Raw genomic sequence first — 20,683 nt, forward strand, 5'->3', positions numbered from 1 at the left:
ATATGCCTGTGGATCATCCCGACACCCCGACGGACGGAGCCGCACCGGGGAAATGAGGGAGAATTTTGGCACCCCTCACCCCTTTGCGCATCGATTCATATATTCGACGCGCCGCAGAGCATTCAAATCACGCGCGGGCCGCCGCCTCGAACGCCCCGCGCGCCAGCCGGTGCAGCAGTGCCGCCGTGTCCGCGCGGTCCGGGAGCGCGCCCGGCCGGCCCAGGTGCGGGGTCGAGTTCAGCAGGCCGAAGACGGCGTGGACGGCGGCGCGGGCCTCGTGCTCGGGCAGGTCCGGGTACATCTCGCGGACCACCTCCACCCACACCTCGACGTACTGCCGCTGGAGCTGGCGGACCCGCTTGCGGTCGGCGTCCCGGAGACGGTCCAGCTCGCGGTCGTGGAGGGTGATCAGGGGGCGGTCGTCGAGGGCGAAGTCGATGTGGCCCTCGATGAGCGCGTCGAGCAGCGCCTGCGGGGAGCCGTCCCGGCTGGCCGCGTCCTGCGACACCCGCAGCCGCCCGCCCGCCAGCAGCCGCTCGCTGATGCCGACCAGCAGCTCGGCGAGCATCGCGTCCTTGCCGGGGAAATGGCGGTAGAGCCCGGGTCCGCTGATGCCGACGGCAGCGCCTATCTCGTCGACACCGACGCCGTGGAAGCCGCGCTCGGCAAAGAGGCGGGCGGCCTCCTTGAGGATCTGCTCGCGGCGGGTGGGGGCGTCCGTCCTCGTGGTCATGGATTCGATTCTAGACAGTCGGGTTAGCGAACGTTAACCGATGCCGGGCCGCCTCCACAGCGTCACCGTGCGCAGCAGCCACTCCACCGGCCCGAACCGGTACCGGCGCATCAGCCACCCGCTCAGCGCGAGCTGGCCGGCGTACAGCACGATTCCCCCGCCGACCGCCGCCGCGGCGCCCGTACGGCCGTACAGCCCGAGCCCGTACCCGGAGAAGACGAGGGCCATGACGAGGGACTGGGTCAGGTAGTTGGTCAGCGCCATCCGCCCGGCGGGCGCGAGGACCCGGGCCGTCGCGGCGCCACCCGGTGTGGCGAACCACAGCAGCAGCCCAGCGGCATACGCGGCCGAGAGCGCCGGGGCCGCGACCATGCCGACCGCCAGGCCCAGCAGCACCCAGCGCTCCGACAGCGGCCCCACCATCGCCGCGGCGGAGAGGGCCGCCCCGGGGATCCCGACGGCGAGCCCCGTCAGGAGGATGCGGCGCAGCCGCGAGCGGTCGGCGAGGGCGGCCGCGCCGAGCCACTGCCGCCGTCCGGCCACGAACCCCATGAGGAAGGCGGCGGCGACGAACCCGCCCACCAGCACGACGGCCGCCGCCACCTCGGGCAGCGCCCGGAGGTTAGCGCCGACGACCTCCGCGAATCCGCCCCGGTAGGCGGCCGTCAGCTCGGCGTTCGCCGCGGCGGATCCGTCCGCCGGGGCCGGGTCGACCAGCGCGACCCCCAGGCCGATCAGGACCAGGAAGCCGCCGGCGGCGCCGAACACCCACAGCGCCGCGCGCCGGACCGCGGCGGGCCCGGCGTTCCTGACGGCAAGCAGGAGCAGCCCGAACAGGGCGTAGATCATCAGGATGTCGCCGGAGTACAGCAGCACCGCGTGGGCGAACCCGAGCACGAGGAGCGCGGCCAGCCGCCGCGACATCCGGGGCACGAAGCGCGCCCCGGCGCGGGCGGCCGAGTCCATCTGGAGGGTGAAGCTGTATCCGAACAGGAAGGAGAAGAGCAGGTAGAACTTCGACTGCGCGAGCAGCGCGACCAGCCACTGCACGGCTCCGTCCGCCGGGTGCACCTCCGCGAGGAGGTCCCTGGCGCCCGGCGGCCCGGCGGTCGTCATGAGGTTCACGACCAGGATCCCGGCGAGCGCGAACCCGCGCAGCGCGTCCACTTCGAGGATGCGCGGCCTCCCGCCCGCGCCCACGTCCCGCATCGTCTGCGCCTGCGCCTGGGATTGCTGCGTCATTCGCCCTTTTCCCCCATTTCCCCACCCCGAAGGCCGTCACAGGTCGACGACCGGCCCCGCTCCGGGTCAGGGAGCGGCGCGGGTCATTATCCCGACCGGACCGACCGGACCGACCGGACCGACCGCCGGACCGACCGGACCGACCGGAATCGGCGCAGACGCGGACCGGGTGCGGACCGAGTGCCCTGGACAAGGCTGTTAGCGCTCGTTAACCTGAAGTCGGACGTTAACGGTCACTAACTACTGCGGTACGGGCAAGGGGGCTCGACACGATGCAGCAGGCACCGGTGCTGGCGAGCGCGGCCGATCCCGCCTCCGAGGCCTGGAAGGCCAACGAGGCGGCGCATCACGCACTCGCCGACGAGCTGCGTGAGCGGCTCGACACAGCCAGGCTCGGCGGGGGTGAGAGGGCCCGCGCCCGGCATGTGGCGCGCGGCAAGCTGCTGCCCAGGGACCGGGTGGACACCCTGCTCGACCCGGGTTCCCCGTTCCTGGAGCTGGCCCCGCTGGCGGCCGAGGGGTTGTACGGGGGCGCCGCCCCGGCGGCCGGCGTGATCGCCGGGATCGGCCGGGTCAGCGGCCGGGAGTGCGTGATCGTCGCCAATGACGCGACCGTCAAGGGCGGCACGTACTACCCGATGACGGTGAAGAAGCACCTCCGCGCCCAGGAAGTGGCGCTGGAGAACCGCCTCCCCTGTCTGTACCTGGTCGACTCGGGCGGCGCGTTCCTGCCGATGCAGGACGAGGTCTTCCCGGACCGCGAGCACTTCGGGCGGATCTTCTACAACCAGGCGCGGATGTCGGGGGCGGGCATCCCGCAGATCGCCGCCGTGCTGGGTTCGTGCACGGCGGGCGGGGCGTACGTCCCCGCGATGAGCGACGAGGCCGTGATCGTCCGCAACCAGGGCACGATCTTCCTGGGCGGTCCCCCGCTGGTGAAGGCCGCGACCGGCGAGGTCGTGACGGCCGAGGAACTGGGCGGCGGCGAGGTGCACTCCCGTACGTCGGGGGTGACCGACCATCTCGCCGAGGACGACGCGCACGCGCTGCGGATCGTGCGGAACATCGTGGCCACGCTGCCGGACCGGGGCGCGCTGCCGTGGTCCGTGCGGCCCGTCGAGGAGCCGCAGGTCGATCCCGCGGGCCTGTACGGCGCGGTCCCCGTCGACTCCCGTACCCCGTACGACGTGCGCGAGGTGATCGCCCGCGTCGTCGACGGCTCGCGGTTCGCCGAGTTCAAGGCCGAGTACGGGACGACGCTGATCACCGGTTTCGCCCGGATCCACGGCCACCCGGTCGGGATCGTCGCCAACAACGGCATCCTGTTCTCCGAGTCCGCCCAGAAGGGCGCCCACTTCATCGAACTGTGCGACCAGCGCGGCATCCCGCTGGTCTTCCTGCAGAACATCTCCGGCTTCATGGTCGGCCGGGACTACGAGGCCGGCGGCATCGCCAAGCACGGCGCCAAGATGGTCACGGCGGTGGCCTGCACCCGCGTCCCGAAGCTGACGGTGGTCGTCGGCGGTTCGTACGGCGCGGGCAACTACTCCATGTGCGGCCGGGCCTACTCCCCCCGCTTCCTGTGGATGTGGCCCAACGCGAAGATCTCCGTCATGGGCGGCGAGCAGGCCGCGTCCGTCCTCGCGACGGTCAAGCGCGACCAACTGGGCGACGACTGGAGCGCGGCCGACGAGGAGGCCTTCAAGGCCCCGATCCGCGAGCAGTACGAGACCCAGGGCAACGCCTACTACGCCACGGCCCGGCTCTGGGACGACGGTGTGATCGACCCGATGGATACCCGGCAGGTGCTGGGGCTGGCCCTGACCGCGTGCGCCAACGCCCCACTTCCCCAGAGGGACTACACAGCGCCCGGCTTCGGCGTCTTCCGGATGTGAGGAACAGATGACGATGTTCGACACGGTTCTGGTCGCCAACCGCGGCGAGATCGCGGTACGCGTCATCCGCACGCTGCGGGAGCTGGGCGTCCGCTCGGTCGCCGTCTTCAGCGACGCGGACGCGGACGCCCGGCACGTCCGGGAGGCCGACACGGCGGTACGGATCGGGCCCGCCCCGGCCGCGATGAGCTACCTGAGCGTGCCCGCGCTGCTGGACGCCGCCCGCCGCTCCGGCGCGCAGGCCGTCCACCCGGGATACGGATTCCTCGCCGAGAACGCGGGTTTCGCGCGGGCGTGCGCCGAGGCGGGGCTGGTCTTCATCGGCCCGCCCGCCTCCGCGATCACGCTGATGGGCGACAAGATCCGGGCCAAGGAGACGGTCGCGGCGGCCGGGGTGCCCGTGGTGCCCGGCTCGTCCGGGAGCGGGCTCACCGATGCCCAACTGGTCGACGCGGCCCGCGCGATCGGGATGCCGGTGCTGCTGAAGCCCTCGGCGGGCGGCGGCGGCAAGGGCATGCGGCTGGTGCGCGACGAGGCGCTGCTCGGGGACGAGATCGCGGCCGCCCGGCGTGAGGCGCGGTCCTCGTTCGGCGACGACACCCTGCTGGTGGAGCGGTGGATCGACCGGCCCCGGCACATCGAGATCCAGGTGCTGGCCGACGCCCACGGCAATGTGGTCCACCTCGGCGAGCGCGAATGCTCGCTCCAGCGCCGCCACCAGAAGATCATCGAGGAGGCGCCCTCGGTCCTGCTCGACGAGGAGACCCGGGCGGCGATGGGCGAGGCGGCCGTCCAGGCGGCCCGCTCCTGCGGCTACGTCGGCGCGGGCACGGTGGAGTTCATCGTCCCGGGCAACGACCCCGCCTCGTACTACTTCATGGAGATGAACACCCGCCTCCAGGTCGAGCACCCGGTCACCGAGCTGATCACCGGCCTGGACCTGGTGGAGTGGCAGCTGCGGGTGGCGGCGGGCGAAGAGCTCCCCCACCGGCAGGAGGACATCACCCTCACCGGCCACGCGATCGAGGCCCGGATCTGCGCGGAGGACCCGGCCCGCGGCTTCCTGCCCTCCGGCGGCACGGTCCTCGCCCTGCACGAGCCGCAGGGCGGCGGCGTGCGGACGGACTCCGGCCTGGCCACGGGCGGCGAGGTCGGCAGCCTGTACGACCCGATGCTGTCGAAGGTCATCGCGTACGGCCCCGACCGGCCCACCGCCCTGCGCCGGCTGCGTGCGGCGCTCGCGGACACGGTGATCCTCGGCGTCCCGACCAACGCCGGATTCCTGCGCCGGCTGCTCGCCCACCCGGCGGTGGTGGCGGGCGATCTGGACACGGGTCTGGTGGAGCGCGAGGCGTCCGGCCTGGTCCCGGAGGGCGTCCCCGAAGAGGTGTACGCGGCAGCCGCCCTGCTGCGCCACTCCAAGGCCCCCGCCGCCGACGCCTCCGGCTGGGTCGACCCGTTCTCGGTGGCCGACGGCTGGCGGCTCGGCGGCGCCCCGGCCCGTACGGTGCTCGACTTCCGGCTGCCGGGCCGCGACCCGGTGCAGGTCTCGCTGCGCTCCTGCCCGGCCGGTACGGAGCTGACGTTCGGCCATGTCGGGGAGGGCGCCGAGCCGCCGCAGCCGGTGACGGGTGCCTGCGGTCCGCTGGCGCCGCTGCCCGGCGGCCGGGAGACGGCCCGACCGGTCAAGGTATCCGGCCCCCGCGTCACCCTCGAACTCGCCGGTGTCACCCACACGTTCAGCCATGTCCGCTCCCCGGAGGGCGTATGGCTCGGCCGGGGCGGCGACAGCTGGCACGTACAGGATCACGACCCGGTGGAGGCGTCGCTGGCCGGCGCCGGCCGTTCCGGGGCGGACACCCTCGCCGCGCCGATGCCGGGGACGGTCACCGTGGTGAAGGTGGCGGTCGGCGACGAGGTCGTGGCCGGCCAGAGCCTGCTGGTGGTGGAGGCGATGAAGATGGAGCACGTCATCTCCGCCCCGCACGCCGGGACCGTGACCGAGCTGGACGTCGGCGCCGGCGCCACGGTCGCCATGGACCAGATCCTGGCCGTGGTCGCACCCGTGGAGGCTCCCATGGCTCCCGGGGAGGAAGCATGACGACGTCTCGCCCCCTCCCGATGACCGTGCCGGCCCCGGATCTGCCCGCCCGGGTCCGCATCCACGAGGTCGGTGCCCGTGACGGGCTGCAGAACGAGAAGGCCGTCGTACCGACCGAGGTGAAGGCGGAGTTCATCCACCGGCTGGCCGCTTCGGGCCTGACCACCGTCGAGGCGACCAGCTTCGTGCACCCCAAGTGGGTGCCCCAACTGGCCGATGCCGAGGACCTGTTCCCCCGGCTGGCCGACATCGGGGGCGTCGCCCTGCCGGTCCTGGTCCCGAACGAACGCGGCCTGGACCGGGCGCTGGCGCTCGGTGCCCGCAGGATCGCGGTGTTCGGCTCGGCGACCGAGACGTTCGCCGCCCGCAATCTCAACCGCACCGTCGACGAGTCGCTCGCCATGTTCGAGCCGGTCGTCGCCCGCGCCAAGGCCGACAAGGTGCATGTGCGCGGCTATCTGTCGATGTGCTTCGGCGACCCGTGGGAGGGGCCCGTCCCCGTCCACCAGGTCGTCCGGGTCGCCAAGGCGCTGATGGACCTCGGCTGCGACGAGCTCTCCCTCGGTGACACCATCGGCGTGGCCACGCCCGGCCACGTGCAGACCCTGCTCTCGGAGCTGAACGAGGAGGGCGTGCCCACCGACACCATCGGCGTGCACTTCCACGACACCTACGGCCAGGCCCTCTCCAACACCCTCGCCGCGCTCCAGCACGGGGTGACCACGGTGGACGCCTCCGCGGGCGGCCTCGGCGGCTGCCCGTACGCGAAGAGCGCGACCGGAAATCTCGCCACCGAGGACCTCGTGTGGATGCTCCAGGGCCTCGGCATCGAAACCGGGGTCGATCTCGACGCGCTCACCGCCACCAGCGTGTGGCTCGCCGAACGACTGGGCCGACCCAGCCCGTCCCGTACCGTCCGCGCGCTCTCGGTGCGATAGACACCCGTTCCCACAAGGAGTGACCCCTGCCATGTCCCTGGACCACCGGCTGACCGCCGAACACGAGGAACTGCGGCGCACCGTCGAGGAGTTCGCGCACGACGTGGTCGCGCCGAAGATCGGCGACCTGTACGAACGGCACGAGTTCCCGTACGAGATCGTGCGGGAGATGGGGCGGATGGGCCTGTTCGGGCTGCCGTTCCCGGAGGAGTACGGCGGCATGGGCGGCGACTACCTCGCCCTCGGGATCGCCCTGGAGGAGCTGGCCCGGGTCGATTCCTCCGTGGCGATCACCCTGGAGGCCGGGGTCTCGCTCGGCGCGATGCCGGTCTACCACTTCGGCACCGAGGAGCAGAAGCAGCGGTGGCTGCCGAGGCTCTGCTCGGGCGAGGCGCTCGGCGCGTTCGGGCTGACCGAGCCGGACGGCGGCTCGGACGCGGGCGGCACCCGGACGACGGCGGTGCGCGACGAGGCGACCGGCGAGTGGGTGATCAACGGCTCCAAGTGCTTCATCACCAACTCCGGTACGGACATCACCGAGCTGGTCACGGTGACGGCGGTGACCGGCCGCAAGGAGAACGGCGCCCCGCGCATCTCCTCCATCATCGTGCCGTCCGGCACCCCCGGCTTCACGGTCGCCGCCCCGTACTCCAAGGTCGGCTGGAACTCCTCGGACACCCGCGAGCTGTCCTTCTCCGACGTCCGCGTCCCGCTGGCCAACCTGCTGGGCGAGGAGGGCCGCGGCTACGCCCAGTTCCTGCGCATCCTGGACGAGGGCCGGATCGCCATCTCCGCCCTGTCCACGGGCCTGGCGCAGGGCTGCGTGGACGAGTCGGTGAAGTACGCCGCCGAGCGCCACGCGTTCGGCCGCCCGATCGGCGCCAACCAGGCGATCCAGTTCAAGATCGCGGACATGGAGATGCGCGCCCACATGGCCCGCGTCGGCTGGCGCGACGCGGCCTCGCGCATGGTCGCGGGCGAGCCCTTCAAGAAAGAGGCCGCGATCGCGAAGCTGTACTCCTCGACGGTGGCGGTGGACAACGCCCGCGACGCCACCCAGATCCACGGCGGCTACGGCTTCATGAACGAGTACCCGGTCGCCAGGATGTGGCGCGACTCCAAGATCCTGGAGATCGGCGAGGGCACGAGCGAGGTCCAGCGCATGCTGATCGCCCGCGAGCTGGGCCTGCCGTCCTGACGTACGGGTGACGAGGCGGGACGGCCCTGCCCGCCGGCCGCCCGGCCCGGAGGCACTCTCCGAGCCGGGCGCTCACCCGCGACATGCCCGTCGGTGCGCTGCAACACCTGTGTCCCGACCCGGGGCTTCATGGTCGCCGATCCCGTCCCCGGTGAGGTGACGGCGGCGTACGAGCGGCCGTGCCGGGCGGGGTGCACGGGTCGGCCGGTGGCGGAGGACGTGGGCGCCCGCCGGTGCGGCCGGTCGGTCAGTAGCGGTGGTCGGGCCAGTACGGGTCCTCCCAGCGGGCGGGGCCGGTGAGGCCGACCAGACGTATGCGGTGGAGCAGTTCGTCGGGGGCGCCGTGGGCAATGAGACGGGGCCGGGCGTGGTCCAGCAGCCAGGCCGTCAGCTCGGCGCGCATCTCGCCCCCGTCGTCCTCGCTGTCCCAGGCTTCCCAGGGGAGTTCGTCACCGAGGAGGTGGTACTCCCAGTGGGCGGCGGCCTCGGTGAGGTGCTGGGTGGCCGGGACGCCGGTCTGCGCCTCCCAGCGAGTGAGCCACGGGGTGAGCGTGCCGGACGCCTCGACGACCACGGCCAGGAGTTCGTGGGCCGGGACGGCCGGGGCCGGGTCGGTGAGGGTGCGGGTCCACCAGGCGTGCAGGAACTCCCCTACCGCGGCGGCCTGTCCGTCCGGCCACCGCTGCCAGCGCCCCCGGTGGAACGAGCGGCCGATCTCCTCCGGGCCGAGGAAGGGTTCGACGCGGCCCGCGACGAGGGACCGCGCGAACTGAGGGAGGATCCGGCGCAGCACCGCCGCGTGGTCGATCCAGTCGGAGGCCCGCCAGGTGCGTTGCAGGAGATCGTGGTCCAGCTCGATGTCCGGGACCTTGAGCCGGGCGAGCTCCTCGGCGCCGCCCCAGTGGCACTCGCAGTTGTTCTCGTCGGGGCGGGCGGTCATGCCGCGGAAGGTGACCGCGAGGTTGTCCAGCGCGGCGTCGAGGCGGCGGCGGGCGAGGTGCGCGGCCAAGGGGCGCGAGGAGGTCATGGGCGTGATCGCCTTCAGGGCTCCGGGGGCTGACGCCGTCCGAAGGGCGCGACACTACCAAAACCAAAACCGCCGCCGCCCGTCCCCCGCGGACGCGGAGGACGGGCGGCGGAAGGACGCGACTCGCAGGTACGTGAATCGCGGGTGCGTGAATCGCAGGTACGTGAGTCGCGGGTGCGTGAATCGCGGATCAGACCTTGGCCGGGGCCGGTTCCGGCACGGCGTCGGCGCCTTCCCCCGCGCGGCGCGCGGCCGGGATGGCGGCGGCGATCACCGCCGCGACCAGGGCGACGCCGCAGCCGACCATGAGGCCGGTACGGAAGCCGTTCTCGGAGGTGAGGTCGTAGCCGCCCATGGCGACGGTCATCTGGGAGAGGACCACACCGACCACCGCGGCGCCGATCGACGTACCGAGTGAGCGCATGAGCGTGTTGAAGCCGTTGGCGGCGGCGGTCTCGGACAGCGGGACCGAGCCCATGATCAGCGCCGGCATCGCACCGTACGCCAGGCCGACACCGCTGCTGGTCACCATGCCCACCACCATCAGGCCCCACGCGGAGCCCATGAGCACCAGCGCCAGGCCGTAGCCGACCGCGATGACCAGGACGCCGCACACCAGGGTGAACTTCGGGCCCCGGGCGTCGATGAGCTTTCCGCCGAGCGGGGAGATGAGCATCATCATGATGCCGCCGGGCGCCAGCCAGAGGCCCGCCGCGAGCATCGACTGGCCCAGGCCGTAGCCGGTGGCGGAGGGAAGCTGGAGCAGCTGCGGCGAGATCAGCATGCTGGCGTACATGCCGAAGCCGACGAAGACCGAGGCGAGGTTGGTCATCAGCACCCGGGGACGTGCGGTGGTGCGCAGGTCGACCAGCGGGTCGCGGGTACGCAGCTCCCACAGGCCCCAGGCGAGCAGCACGACGACGGCGGCGGCGAACAGGCCGAGCGTGGTGGCCGAGCCCCAGCCCCAGTCGGCGCCCTTGGAGACCGCGAGCAGCAGGCAGACCAGGCCCGCCCCCAGGCCGAGCGCACCGAGCACGTCGAACCGCTGGCCCTTGGCGCCGGCCGGCACATCGGGGATCAGGAACCAGATCAGCGCCGCGACCACGGCGGCCAGGCCGGCCGAGCCCCAGAACAGCACCCGCCAGTTCGTGTACTGGGCGACCGCCGCGGCGATCGGCAGGCCGAGTGCGCCGCCGATGCCCATGGAGGCGCTGACCAGCGCGATGGAGGAGCTGAGCTTCTCCGCCGGGACCACGTCACGCAGCAGGGCGATGCCGAGCGGCAGCACACCCATGCCCATGCCCTGCAGGCCGCGGCCGACGATCATGGGAACGACGGACGAGGAGAGCGCGCACACCACCGAGCCGGCGATCAGCGGCACCGAGCACACCAGCAGCATCCGGCGCTTGCCGACCATGTCGCCCAGACGTCCGGAGACGGGCACGCAGACGGCGGACACCAGCAGGGTGACGGTGATCACCCACGTCGCGTTCGAGGGGGTGGTGCTCAGGATCTGCGGCAGCTCCGCGATGAGCGGGGTGACCAGGGTCTGCATGATCGCCGCCGTGGTGCCGGCGATGGCCAGCGTGGCGACTACGCCGCCGGTGCGGGTTGATGGCTGGGACGCGCCCATCCGGGACTCCTCGGGTTATGCACGGAAAGAAGACTATGCATCGTACACACTTCATGCATCAAGCACGTTATATGTATGTTGCATAGACCTGTGGGAGAATGAGGCCGGCATCCGGAAGCACGCCGGGACGCCCGGACGACAACAGGAGGCGGCAGGCGCATGACCAGGCCCACACACGAGGTCGAGTACGAGCAGATGCTCCTCAGCCGCCACGGCCTCCTGCAGAACAAGGGCGGGCGGCGCAAGGACGGCCTGATGGACCGCAGCGCCTACATCCTGCTCAGCCGCGTCCGCGTCCAGGGGCCGATGTCGATCGGCGAGCTCAGCGACGCCTTCGGGCTCGACGCCTCCACCCTCAACCGGCAGACCGCGGCGGCCATGCGCGCCGGACTCGTGGAACGCATCCCGGACCCCGAGGGCGGCATGGCCCGCAAGTTCCGGATCACCGACGAGGGCGCCCGCATGCTCGACGCGGAACGCGAGGGCCTCGTCGAATCCCTGGAGCGGGTCATGACCAACTGGTCGGACGAGGACATCTCCGGCTTCGCCGCCTACCTGCGGCGCTTCAACACCGACATCGAACGCCTGGGCGGCCGCCCCTGGCCGCGCCCCTGACCGTTCGCGGGCCGCCCGGGGTACCGGACGGGATGCGACGGAATCCGTTCGACAGCGCGCCGCACCGCGCGGCAGAGTCCGTCCATGAAGCCACAGCACTGGCCCCTGTACGGGCTCCGCCTCCGCACGCCCCGCCTGGAACTCCGCCTCCCGGACCTGGAGTTGCTGGACGGCCTCTCCTCGGTGGCCGCCGACGGGGTGCACGCGCCGGGCGAGATGCCGTTCACGGTCCCGTGGACCGACGCACCACCCGAGGAGCGCGGCAGGGCGGTGTTCCAGCACGTGCTGTCCACCGTCGCCGACTGGTCGGTACGGGACTGGGCGCTGAGCCTCGCCGTGCTGCACGAGGGCCGGGTGGTCGGGCGGCAGGACCTGATGGCGAAGGACTTCGCCGTGACCGGCCAGGTCAGTACCGGCTCGTGGCTGGGCCTCGCCCACCAGGGCCGGGGCATCGGCACCGAGATGCGGGCCGCCGCCCTGCATCTCGCCTTCGCCGGCCTCGGGGCCCGGACCGCCGTGTCGGACGCGCTGACCGACAACCCGCGCTCGCTGGGCGTCTCGCACCGGCTCGGCTATCTGCCGGACGGCATCACCGTCGCCGCCGTACAGGGAGTGCCGGTCACCCTTCAGCGGCTGCGGATGGACCGGGCACGTTGGGAGGAGTGCCGGAGCGTCGAGGTCACCGTCGAGGGACTCGACGGCTGCCGGGCGGAGTTCGGGGCATGACACTGCTGGTGCACACCTTCGTCCACGACGGGCCGGGGAAGCTGCGGCTGCTCGACGACCCCGGGGACGGCGGCGACATGGCCGGGTTCGAGAGCAGCCGGACCAGACTCTGGGGCTCGGAACCCGCCCGCGCGCTCGGGGCCCGGTTCCTGCCCCGGCTGGCCGACGACGACCTCTGCGTACAGCCGGAGGACATCGAGGAGTTCCTCGCCGAGTGCGAACTGCTGCGCGGCCACACGGCGGAGCTCGGTGCGCACAGCGGCTACCGGGAGGACTACGTGGCGGACCGGCTCGCCAACATCACCCGGGCCGCGCTGCGGGCCCGGTCGGTGGGCGGCGGGGTCCTGGTCTGGTGACCAGATGCAACGGCCGGGGCGAGCACGGAGGTCACCACGGCCGTCCGGCGGGCGAGCGGAGCACACCTTCCGGCGCCCGCGCACCGGGCCCCGTCCGGCGGCCGGACGGAGCACGGTCGCCGGACGGGGCACGGTCGGCTCACTCGGCGGCCCAGGGCACCTGCGGCGCCCGGTAGTAGTTGATGCCCAGCGCCGAGAACCTCGGCCCCTGCGCCCCGAGCCGCACCTTGTACGTGTCCCAGTCGTGCGTGGCCGCGGGCGACCAGCCGAGCTCCGCGACCCCGGGCAGCCGGGGGAACGCCATCTGCTCGACCTCGTCGCTGTTGGTCAGGGTCTCCGACCAGAGCGGCGCCTCGACACCCAGGACCGACTCCGCCGGGGCGCCGGCCAGGTACGTCGCCGGGTTCCAGTCGTACGAACGCTGCACCGGGACGTAACCGGCCCAGGCCAGGCCCAGCACGGTGTCCTTGTCGTACTTCATGTCGAGGTAGCTGCGGTCGGCCGGGGACAGCACCAGCTTCGTCCCGTGCACGGCGGCGTCCGCGACCTGCTTGCGCTCGGCCTCGCCCGTACGGTCGTAACCCCAGTACTGGGCGACCGCGCCCTTCACCGGCGTGCCCCCGGTCAGCTGGTGCCAGCCGACCACGGTCTTGCCGTACTTGCCGACGATCGCCTGCGCCTTGTCCATGAAGGCCACATAGTCCTCGTGGCTGGTGGAGTGCGCCTCGTCGCCGCCGATGTGGAGGTACTTGCCGGGGGTGAGCTCGGCGAGCTCGCGGACCACGTCGTCCACGAAGTCGTACGTGACGGCCTTCGGCACGCAGAGCGAGCTGAAGCCCACATTCGTGCCGGTGTACAGCGGCGGCGCGACCCCGTCGCAGTTCAGCTCCGCGTACGAGGCGAGTGCCGCGTTGGTGTGGCCGGGCAGGTCGATCTCCGGGACGACCTCCAGATAGCGGGAGGCCGCGTACCGGACGATCTCCCTGTAGTCGTCCTTCGTGTAGTGGCCGCCGGGCCCGCCGCCGACCTCCGTCTGCCCGCCGTACGTGGCGAGCCGCGGCCAGGAGTCGACGGCGAGCCGCCAGCCCTGGTCGTCGGAGAGATGCAGATGGAGCTTGTTCAGCTTGTAGAGGGCGAGTTGGTCGATGTAGCGCTTGACCTCGCCGACGGAGAAGAAGTGCCGGGAGACATCGAGCATCGCGCTGCGGTACGCGTAGCGCGGCGCGTCCGTGACCGTGCCGCCCGCAACCGTCCACGGGCCCTTCTGGGGACTCTTCCGCTCGACGTCGGCCGGGAGCAGCTGACGGAGCGTCTGGACGCCGTGGAAGAGCCCTGCGGGGCCGCGCGCGGTGATGGTGACCGAGCCCCGGGCGGACTTCAGGCTGTAGCCCTCGGCGCCCAGCCGGCCGTTGCCGGGTTCCACGCGCAGCCGGATGCCGTCGGCGCCGTCTCCGGTGACCGGCAGCGGGTATCCGGTGGACGGGCGCAGCACGCCCGCCAGGTAGTCGCCGACCTTCCGCGCCTCGCCGGAGCCGGCGACGCGGATCCGGGTGCCCGCGGTGATGGTGTACGCGGAGCCGCCGGGCCTGGCCTCGGCGGGGGCGGGCACGATCTGGCCCAGCGGACGGGGGGAGGCGGCGGCCGGGGCGCCGTTCACCGCCGGTCCCCCCGGAGCCGCGCCGACGCCGGCGATCCCGGCCGCCGTGACGAGCAGCAGCGAGCCGAGCAGGCGGGGAAGGGCGGTGCGCTGTGTCCTGTGCAGTCTCACGAGCCGGATCCCTTTCGACGGGTTCACACCTGTGGGTCTCCTGAGCAACCGAACCTTCACCATGCGTATCGCCCGCCTCACGCATGGTCAAGGTGTAGACCACTTCCCTGTTCGCGGGGCTGGCAGAATCTGCCGCATGGCGGAAATAATCCAGCGCGACGGAACCTGGACCTTCGACGGCGAATCTGTGCGGATCGTGCCGGGCAGGGGCAAGGGCATCCACCCGCTCCGGGAGGGGCTGGGTGAACGCGTCGTTCCGCTGAGGGCACTGGCGGGCATCTCCTTCGAGCCGGACCGCAAGGGCGGCCGGCTGCGACTGCGGCTGCGCGACGGCGCGTGCCCGGTCCTGCGCGCGGCCGGCGGCAGGCTCAAGGACACCGCGGACCCCTATCAGCTGGCTGTGGAGAAGGACCGCGGCGGAGTGGCGGAGTACTTCGCCGACGAGGTGCGCAACGCCCTGCTGATCGAGCAGGTGCCGACCGACGCAGTGGACGGCTTCCTGCTGCCGGGGCCCGCGGTGCCGGTCGCCGGCGGCGGCGGGGACGGCACGGCCTCGTTCGACGGGGAGACCGTCCGCCTGACCTGGAACTGGAAGGCCAAGGAGGTCAAGACCTCCGGCGGCCCGGTCTCGTTCCCGGTGTCGGAGGTGACCGCCGTGCACTGGGTGCCCGCCATCGGCCTGGAGAACGGGCAGCTGCGCTTCGTGCGGGGCGACGGGACGGCTCCGGTCCGGGCGGCCGAGTACGACCTGTACTCGCTGGACCTGTGGGGGCTGTCCAAGAAGGAGTACACGGCGGTACTGGTCGCGGCGGCGGTACTGGTGCGGCTGCCCGGGGCGGCGGGGAGGACGGCCGGGGCCGGCGAGGCCGAGGGAGCCGCGCCCGCCGAGATCGCGGCACCGGAGGCCACGGCCCCGACTCCAGCCCCGGCCGCGTCCGCGCCCGCCGGCGACGATCACGACGTCCTGCTGCGACGGCTGCGCGAGCTCGGTGAGCTGCACCGGTCCGGAGTCCTCACCGACGACGAGTTCGCCGCCGCCAAGCAGGCCGTCCTCAAGAACCTCTGAGCGAGCGCCCGAAGAACCTCCGAGCGGGTACCCCGACCCGTTCGAGGCTCTTCGAGACGGCAATCACACACTTCCCTGCCCGATATCGGGCAGAATTGTTGCGTAAGCGCCCCGCCCGCCGCAATATCAACGAGTGCTCGAACGCCGCCCGTCGCACGACGACCTCATCGATCACCTGGTGCGCAGCACCGCGCTCCAGCGCGGTGAAGCCGCCCGGGTGATCTTCGACGTGCTGGCGTACTTCGACGAGACGACCGACGACTTCGTCCGCCGCCGCCACCGCGAACTGCAGTCCGGCGGCCTGGTCAACGCGGAGATCTTCGAACGGATCGCGGCCGAGCTGCCGCACCGGGCGGTCGCGCCGCCGGAGCTCTCGCTCCGCCAGCTGCGCCGCATCGTCTACGGCTGAAGAACCCGCGGCTGAGCGACGGGCACCACAGGTACGTCGATGGAGGGGCAGAGAATCCATGTGCGGAATCGTCGGATATATCGGGAAGCGTGATGTGGCCCCGCTGCTGCTGGAAGGGCTGCAGCGGCTGGAGTACCGGGGTTACGACTCCGCGGGCATCGTCATCACCGGCAAGGCGTCGGCCGGCAGGCCCGCCGCCCTGCGGATGGTCAAGGCGAAGGGCCGGGTCCGCGAGCTGGAGGCCCGCGTCCCCAAGCGTTTCACCGGCACCACCGGTATCGCCCACACCCGCTGGGCCACCCACGGCGCCCCGAGCGACGAGAACGCGCACCCGCACCTGGACGCGGACAACAAGGTCGCCGTCGTCCACAACGGCATCATCGACAACGCCTCCGAGCTCCGTGCGAAGCTCGTCGCCGACGGTGTCGTCTTCCTCTCCGAGACCGACACCGAGGTGCTGGTCCACCTGATCGCCCGCGCCCAGGCGGAGACCCTGGAGGAGAAGGTCCGCGAGGCGCTGCGCTCGGTCGAGGGCACGTACGGCATCGCCGTCCTGCACGCCGACTTCAACGACCGCATCGTGGTCGCCCGCAACGGCTCCCCGGTGGTGCTCGGCATCGGCGAGAAGGAGATGTTCGTCGCCTCGGACGTCGCCGCGCTGGTCGCCCACACCCGCCAGGTCGTCACCCTGGACGACGGCGAGATGGCCACCCTCAAGGCCGACGACTTCCGTACGTACACCACGGAGGGCTCGTCCACGACGGCCACGCCGACCACCGTGGAGTGGGAGGCCGAGTCGTACGACATGGGCGGCCACGACACGTACATGCACAAGGAGATCTCCGAGCAGGCCGACGCCGTCGACCGGGTGCTGCGCGGGCGGATCGACGACCGCTTCGCCACCGTGCACCTGGGCGGCCTCAACCTGGACGCCCGCGAGGCGCGCGGGGTCCGCCGGATCAAGATCCTCGGCTGCGGCACCTCGTACCACGCGGGCCAGATCGGCGCCCAGCTGATCGAGGAGCTGGCCCGCATCCCCGCGGACGCCGAGCCCGCCTCCGAGTTCCGCTACCGCAACCCGGTGGTCGACCCGGACACGCTGTACGTCGCGGTCTCGCAGTCCGGTGAGACGTACGACGTGCTGGCCGCCGTCCAGGAGCTCAAGCGCAAGGGCGCCCGGGTGCTCGGGGTCGTCAACGTGGTGGGGTCGGCGATCGCCCGGGAGGCCGACGGCGGCACGTACGTCCACGCCGGCCCCGAGGTCTGTGTCGTCTCCACCAAGTGCTTCACCAACACCGTCGTCGCGTTCGCGCTGCTCGCCCTGCACCTGGGCCGGATCCGGGACCTGTCGGTCGCCGACGGCAAGCGGATCATCGACGGGCTGCGCAGGCTGCCCGCCCAGATCAGCGAGATCCTGGCGAACGAGGACGAGATCAAGAAGATGGCGGCCGAGTACGCGGACGCCAAGTCGATGATGTTCATCGGCCGGGTGCGCGGCTTCCCCGTCGCCCGTGAGGCCGCGCTGAAGCTCAAGGAGGTCTCGTACATCCACGCCGAGGCGTACCCGGCCTCCGAGCTGAAGCACGGCCCGCTGGCGCTGATCGAGCCCGCGATGCCGACGGTCGCGATCGTGCCGGACGACGACCTGCTGGAGAAGAACCGCGCCGCACTGGAGGAGATCAAGGCCCGCAGCGGCCGCATCCTCGCGGTCGCCCACCAGGTGCAGGAGAAGGCCGACCACACCATCGTCGTGCCGAAGAACGAGAACGAGCTGGACCCGATCCTGATGGGCATCCCGCTCCAGCTCTTCGCGTACCACACCGCGCTGGCCATGGGCCGTGACATCGACAAGCCGCGCAACCTGGCGAAGTCCGTCACCGTCGAGTAGCCCCCGCGCCCCGGCCGCCGCGGGCACGGTCCCGCGCGCGCCCCTGCCGGGCGGCCCCGTACCGCAGAACGGCCCCGTACCCGCCGCCACCGCGGGTACGGGGCCGCTCCACTGCCGCCGGCGGCTGCCCCGGCGCCCCGGCCCGGCCGCTGTTGCGACCCCGACCGTCACGCCCCGGCCGGCAGCACGTGCGCCCCGGTGCGACCGGTGCCGAACGCCGCCCGACTGCCTGTCATATACCCTTTACAAGCACGCAATTCACCTCTGTCGGACATCAAATGCCGGTTTTCGAAGGCGATTTGACGCCACATCGAAAAAGAGCGCCACGACGGGCCATCGAAGTGACGAAAGGGACTTCCGGGGCGCCGGGCGATCAGGGGATGACGACGACCGGGCGCTGCGCGCGCCGCGCGAGGCGCCCCGCCACCGAGCCGAAGATCCGGCCGACGATGCCGTGCGTGGAGCCGACGACGATGGCGTCGGCCGAGTACTCCCGGCCGACCTCCTCCAGCTCGTGGCAGATGTCCCCGCCGCGCTCGACGAGGACCCAGGGGACCTCGGAGAGGTAGTCCGCGCAGGCGAGCTCCAGGCCGAGCACCTCGGTGCGGTGGTCGGGCACATCCACGAAGACGGGCGGCTCGCAGCCTGCCCAGACCGTGGTCGGCAGCCGATTGGCGACATGCACGATGATCAGACCGGAGCCCGATCTTCGGGCCATCCCGATGGCATAGGCGAGGGCGCGCTCACTGGAGGTCGAGCCGTCGAAGCCGACGACGACCCCATGGCGGAACGCGGGGTCGCAGGAGTGACGTGTTTCTTCGACCGTCTGCGGGTCCGACACGGGGTCGGCCACCTGCTTGCGGTCGGCGGGTTCGGGGATTTCGTGACCGGCCATCGGTGTCTCGGCGAAGAGAGTCCTCGTGAGGAGAGCGACTTGGGGAAGGTGCGTCAGCGGGCGGTGTTGCGGTGTCCGGGAATCATCTTCCCAACCCCTTACCCCCAAGGGTACGGCGCCACTCCTCCACTGCCCAGACCCGCGCAAAGCGCGCGCGACGTTTCACGGAGCATGCCCGAGGCGGACCCGGATGGCAATGCCGCTTGTGCCGTACACCGACGCCGCCGGGCCCGGACCACCGCCCTCGGTGACCGGACGGGTTCCGTCCGTCACCCGCACGGGACACCGGAGGACCTCCACGCCCCGGCGCGGCCGCCGCGGTGATCATCACGCCGGCGCCGACCCCGGGACGGCGAACCGGCCCCGTGCGTCGCACCGCACCCGTTCCGGACCGCCCGCCCCGTTCCCGGCAAACCGCCGCCCGACGACGGACACCGGCCCGCCCGGCGGAATCCGATCGCATTCGGTTGCCACCGGTCCGATCCGTACGATCAGCCGTCCGACCTGCCCAGGGGGCGCAAAGAAGCGGTTGATCACCCGGGTTGTGCGCCGGTTCAATGACTGAATCACACACGCACAACCATCTATTTTCAGCCAACTTCACACCCCTACCGACACCTTGCCGATTTGGCCGATCAGCCCCCTTGTCACCAGGCAGGAAGAGACCGCGCGGTACGCTTCCACCCGACGGGGACGGGCCATGAACGCCAAGCGCACTTCCCTGGGCGTCCATCGGATGAAACGCTTCGTGATCGAATGCATCCCGCCAAGTTGCCTTGTCGACATAACGCCGGCTGGTGAACTTGTCACGCCGGCACCACGGGACGCAGTAGATTCGATCTTGGGCATCGAAGTCTGGGGAACTCGTGCAGGACCGAGGGGAAAAGTGCAGGAGCGACAGGCCCGTAAGGACCAGGGAGACGCGAACACCGAGGGGGGCTTAGCGTCATGAGCCAGGACTCCGCCGCCGCAACGGAGGCTGTACGGAAGCTCAGTGGCCGTCGACGACGAGAAGTCGTCGCCGTGCTGCTGTTCAGCGGCGGCCCCATCTTCGAGAGCTCGATCCCGCTCTCCGTGTTCGGAATCGACCGCCAGGACGCGGGAGTTCCGCGCTACCGACTCCTCGTCTGTGGCGGGGAAGAAGGGCCGCTGCGGACCACCGGGGGACTCGAACTCACCGCGCCCTACGGGCTGGAGGCGATCAGCAGGGCCGGCACCGTCGTGGTGCCCGCCTGGCGTTCGATCACCTCGCCGCCGCCCGCCGAGGCGCTGGAGGCGCTGCGCCGCGCCCACGAGGAGGGCGCCCGCATCGTCGGGCTGTGCACGGGTGCGTTCGTGCTCGCCGCCGCCGGTCTGCTGGACGGCCGTCCGGCGACCACGCACTGGATGTACGCACCGACGCTGGCCAAGCGCTATCCGTCGGTCCACGTGGATCCGCGTGAGCTCTTCGTCGACGACGGCGACGTGCTCACCTCCGCCGGCACGGCCGCCGGCATCGATCTCTGTCTGCACATAGTCCGCACGGACCACGGCACGGAGGCCGCCGGGGCACTCGCCCGCCGGCTCGTCGTGCCGCCGCGGCGCAGTGGCGGTCAGGAGCGCTACCTCGACAGGTCTTTACCTGAGGAGATCGGCTCCGACCCGCTCGCAGAGGTCGTGGCCTGGGCACTGGAGCATCTGCACGAGCAGTTCGACGTGGAGACGCTGGCCGCGCGCGCCTACATGAGCAGGCGGACCTTCGACCGCAGGTTCCGTTCGCTCACCGGCAGCGCACCGCTCCAGTGGCTGATCACCCAGCGGGTGCTGCAGGCGCAGCGACTGCTGGAGACGTCCGAGTACTCGGTCGACGAGGTGGCGGGCCGTTGCGGCTTCCGCTCGCCGGTCGCCCTGCGCGGACACTTCCGGCGACAGCTGGGCTCCTCCCCCGCCGCGTACCGGGCCGCCTACCGGGCCCGCCGTCCGCAGGGTGGTGGCGCGGAGCCGGCGGCCCCGGTGATCGAGCCGATCGTGCCCGCCCAGGGCGGTGCGTCGATCCGGCGTGCCACGGCCACGGCGACCCCGCCGGGCCCGCATGTCATCACGTCGCCGACGGCCGGCCCGGTCCAGTCGGAGCAGGGGAAACCCGGCCCCGACGCGTACACGACCCAGCGCCCGACCCTGCCGGGTCAACGGAGCGCCCCGTAGGGTGGGGCC

At 71.9% G+C, this 20,683-nt stretch carries 17 protein-coding genes; 11 read left to right on the forward strand and 6 right to left on the reverse strand.

What is annotated here, in order from left to right; genetic code table 11:
• Positions 1-127: 127 nt before the first annotated feature.
• Positions 128-733 carry an SACE_7040 family transcriptional regulator gene (locus AADR41_RS12825; RefSeq protein WP_342281492.1) on the reverse strand — a complete coding sequence of 202 codons (606 nt, stop codon included), beginning with the start codon at positions 731-733 and terminating at the stop codon, positions 128-130.
• A 33-nt stretch (positions 734-766) separates the two neighbouring features.
• Positions 767-1,975 carry a DUF418 domain-containing protein gene (locus AADR41_RS12830; RefSeq protein WP_342281493.1) on the reverse strand — a complete coding sequence of 403 codons (1,209 nt, stop codon included), beginning with the start codon at positions 1,973-1,975 and terminating at the stop codon, positions 767-769.
• A gap of 272 nt (positions 1,976-2,247) precedes the next feature.
• On the opposite strand from AADR41_RS12830, the gene AADR41_RS12835 reads away from it, so the two are divergent.
• From AADR41_RS12835 to AADR41_RS12850, 4 genes are read left to right on the forward strand one after another with little or no spacing between them, the layout of a single operon-like run.
• Positions 2,248-3,870, forward strand: coding sequence for a carboxyl transferase domain-containing protein (locus AADR41_RS12835; protein ID WP_342281494.1), 1,623 nt, complete (start codon positions 2,248-2,250; stop codon positions 3,868-3,870).
• Positions 3,871-3,883: 13 nt separating this feature from the next.
• Positions 3,884-5,971, forward strand: coding sequence for an acetyl/propionyl/methylcrotonyl-CoA carboxylase subunit alpha (locus tag AADR41_RS12840; protein WP_342281495.1), 2,088 nt, complete (start codon positions 3,884-3,886; stop codon positions 5,969-5,971).
• On the forward strand, positions 5,968-6,909 hold the full coding sequence (locus AADR41_RS12845) for a hydroxymethylglutaryl-CoA lyase (RefSeq protein WP_342281496.1): 942 nt from the start codon (positions 5,968-5,970) through the stop codon (positions 6,907-6,909). The genes AADR41_RS12840 and AADR41_RS12845 overlap by 4 nt, the downstream gene beginning before the upstream one ends.
• 31 nt (positions 6,910-6,940) lie before the next feature.
• Complete coding sequence (locus AADR41_RS12850; RefSeq protein WP_342281497.1) at positions 6,941-8,107, forward strand: acyl-CoA dehydrogenase family protein; 1,167 nt, start codon at positions 6,941-6,943, stop codon at positions 8,105-8,107.
• Positions 8,108-8,354: 247 nt separating this feature from the next.
• Here the strand turns inward: AADR41_RS12850 and AADR41_RS12855 are convergent, their stop codons facing one another.
• Both AADR41_RS12855 and AADR41_RS12860 read right to left on the reverse strand, forming a co-directional pair.
• Entirely contained in the window at positions 8,355-9,134 is a 780-nt protein-coding gene (locus tag AADR41_RS12855; RefSeq protein WP_342281498.1) for a hypothetical protein, read from the reverse strand.
• A gap of 190 nt (positions 9,135-9,324) precedes the next feature.
• Positions 9,325-10,767 (reverse strand): MFS transporter, encoded by a 1,443-nt coding sequence (locus tag AADR41_RS12860; RefSeq protein WP_342281499.1) that lies wholly within the window; start codon positions 10,765-10,767, stop codon positions 9,325-9,327.
• 159 nt (positions 10,768-10,926) lie between these two features.
• On the opposite strand from AADR41_RS12860, the gene AADR41_RS12865 reads away from it, so the two are divergent.
• The 3 genes from AADR41_RS12865 (at position 10,927) to AADR41_RS12875 (ending at position 12,464) form a co-directional block, all read left to right on the forward strand.
• On the forward strand, positions 10,927-11,382 hold the full coding sequence (locus AADR41_RS12865) for a MarR family winged helix-turn-helix transcriptional regulator (RefSeq protein WP_342281500.1): 456 nt from the start codon (positions 10,927-10,929) through the stop codon (positions 11,380-11,382).
• Positions 11,383-11,466: 84 nt separating this feature from the next.
• Positions 11,467-12,108 carry a GNAT family N-acetyltransferase gene (locus AADR41_RS12870; RefSeq protein ID WP_342281501.1) on the forward strand — a complete coding sequence of 214 codons (642 nt, stop codon included), beginning with the start codon at positions 11,467-11,469 and terminating at the stop codon, positions 12,106-12,108.
• Positions 12,105-12,464 (forward strand): hypothetical protein, encoded by a 360-nt coding sequence (locus AADR41_RS12875; protein ID WP_342281502.1) that lies wholly within the window; start codon positions 12,105-12,107, stop codon positions 12,462-12,464. The genes AADR41_RS12870 and AADR41_RS12875 overlap by 4 nt, the downstream gene beginning before the upstream one ends.
• Positions 12,465-12,603: 139 nt before the next feature.
• Here AADR41_RS12875 and AADR41_RS12880 read toward each other — a convergent pair whose 3' ends face one another.
• The gene (locus tag AADR41_RS12880; RefSeq protein ID WP_342281503.1) at positions 12,604-14,232 is read right to left on the reverse strand and encodes a beta-N-acetylhexosaminidase; all 1,629 of its coding nucleotides are present in this window, start codon (positions 14,230-14,232) and stop codon (positions 12,604-12,606) included.
• Positions 14,233-14,368: 136 nt separating this feature from the next.
• On the opposite strand from AADR41_RS12880, the gene AADR41_RS12885 reads away from it, so the two are divergent.
• The 3 genes from AADR41_RS12885 to glmS all read left to right on the forward strand — a co-directional run bounded on the left by AADR41_RS12885 (position 14,369) and on the right by glmS (position 17,595).
• A complete protein-coding gene (locus tag AADR41_RS12885) occupies positions 14,369-15,298 on the forward strand; it encodes a DUF4429 domain-containing protein (protein ID WP_342281504.1) in 930 nt (309 codons plus the stop codon).
• Positions 15,299-15,431: 133 nt separating this feature from the next.
• On the forward strand, positions 15,432-15,707 hold the full coding sequence (locus AADR41_RS12890; protein ID WP_342281505.1) for a hypothetical protein: 276 nt from the start codon (positions 15,432-15,434) through the stop codon (positions 15,705-15,707).
• 58 nt (positions 15,708-15,765) lie between these two features.
• A complete protein-coding gene (glmS, locus tag AADR41_RS12895) occupies positions 15,766-17,595 on the forward strand; it encodes a glutamine--fructose-6-phosphate transaminase (isomerizing) (protein ID WP_342281506.1) in 1,830 nt (609 codons plus the stop codon).
• A 373-nt stretch (positions 17,596-17,968) separates the two neighbouring features.
• Here glmS and AADR41_RS12900 read toward each other — a convergent pair whose 3' ends face one another.
• Positions 17,969-18,490, reverse strand: coding sequence for a universal stress protein (locus AADR41_RS12900; RefSeq protein ID WP_093548508.1), 522 nt, complete (start codon positions 18,488-18,490; stop codon positions 17,969-17,971).
• Positions 18,491-19,438: 948 nt separating this feature from the next.
• Here AADR41_RS12900 and AADR41_RS12905 point away from each other — a divergent pair.
• Complete coding sequence (locus tag AADR41_RS12905; RefSeq protein ID WP_342281507.1) at positions 19,439-20,674, forward strand: helix-turn-helix domain-containing protein; 1,236 nt, start codon at positions 19,439-19,441, stop codon at positions 20,672-20,674.
• Positions 20,675-20,683 lie beyond the last annotated feature (9 nt).

It is taken from the genome of Streptomyces sp. CLV115 (assembly GCF_038448545.1).
Lineage (GTDB): Bacteria > Actinomycetota > Actinomycetes > Streptomycetales > Streptomycetaceae > Streptomyces > Streptomyces sanglieri.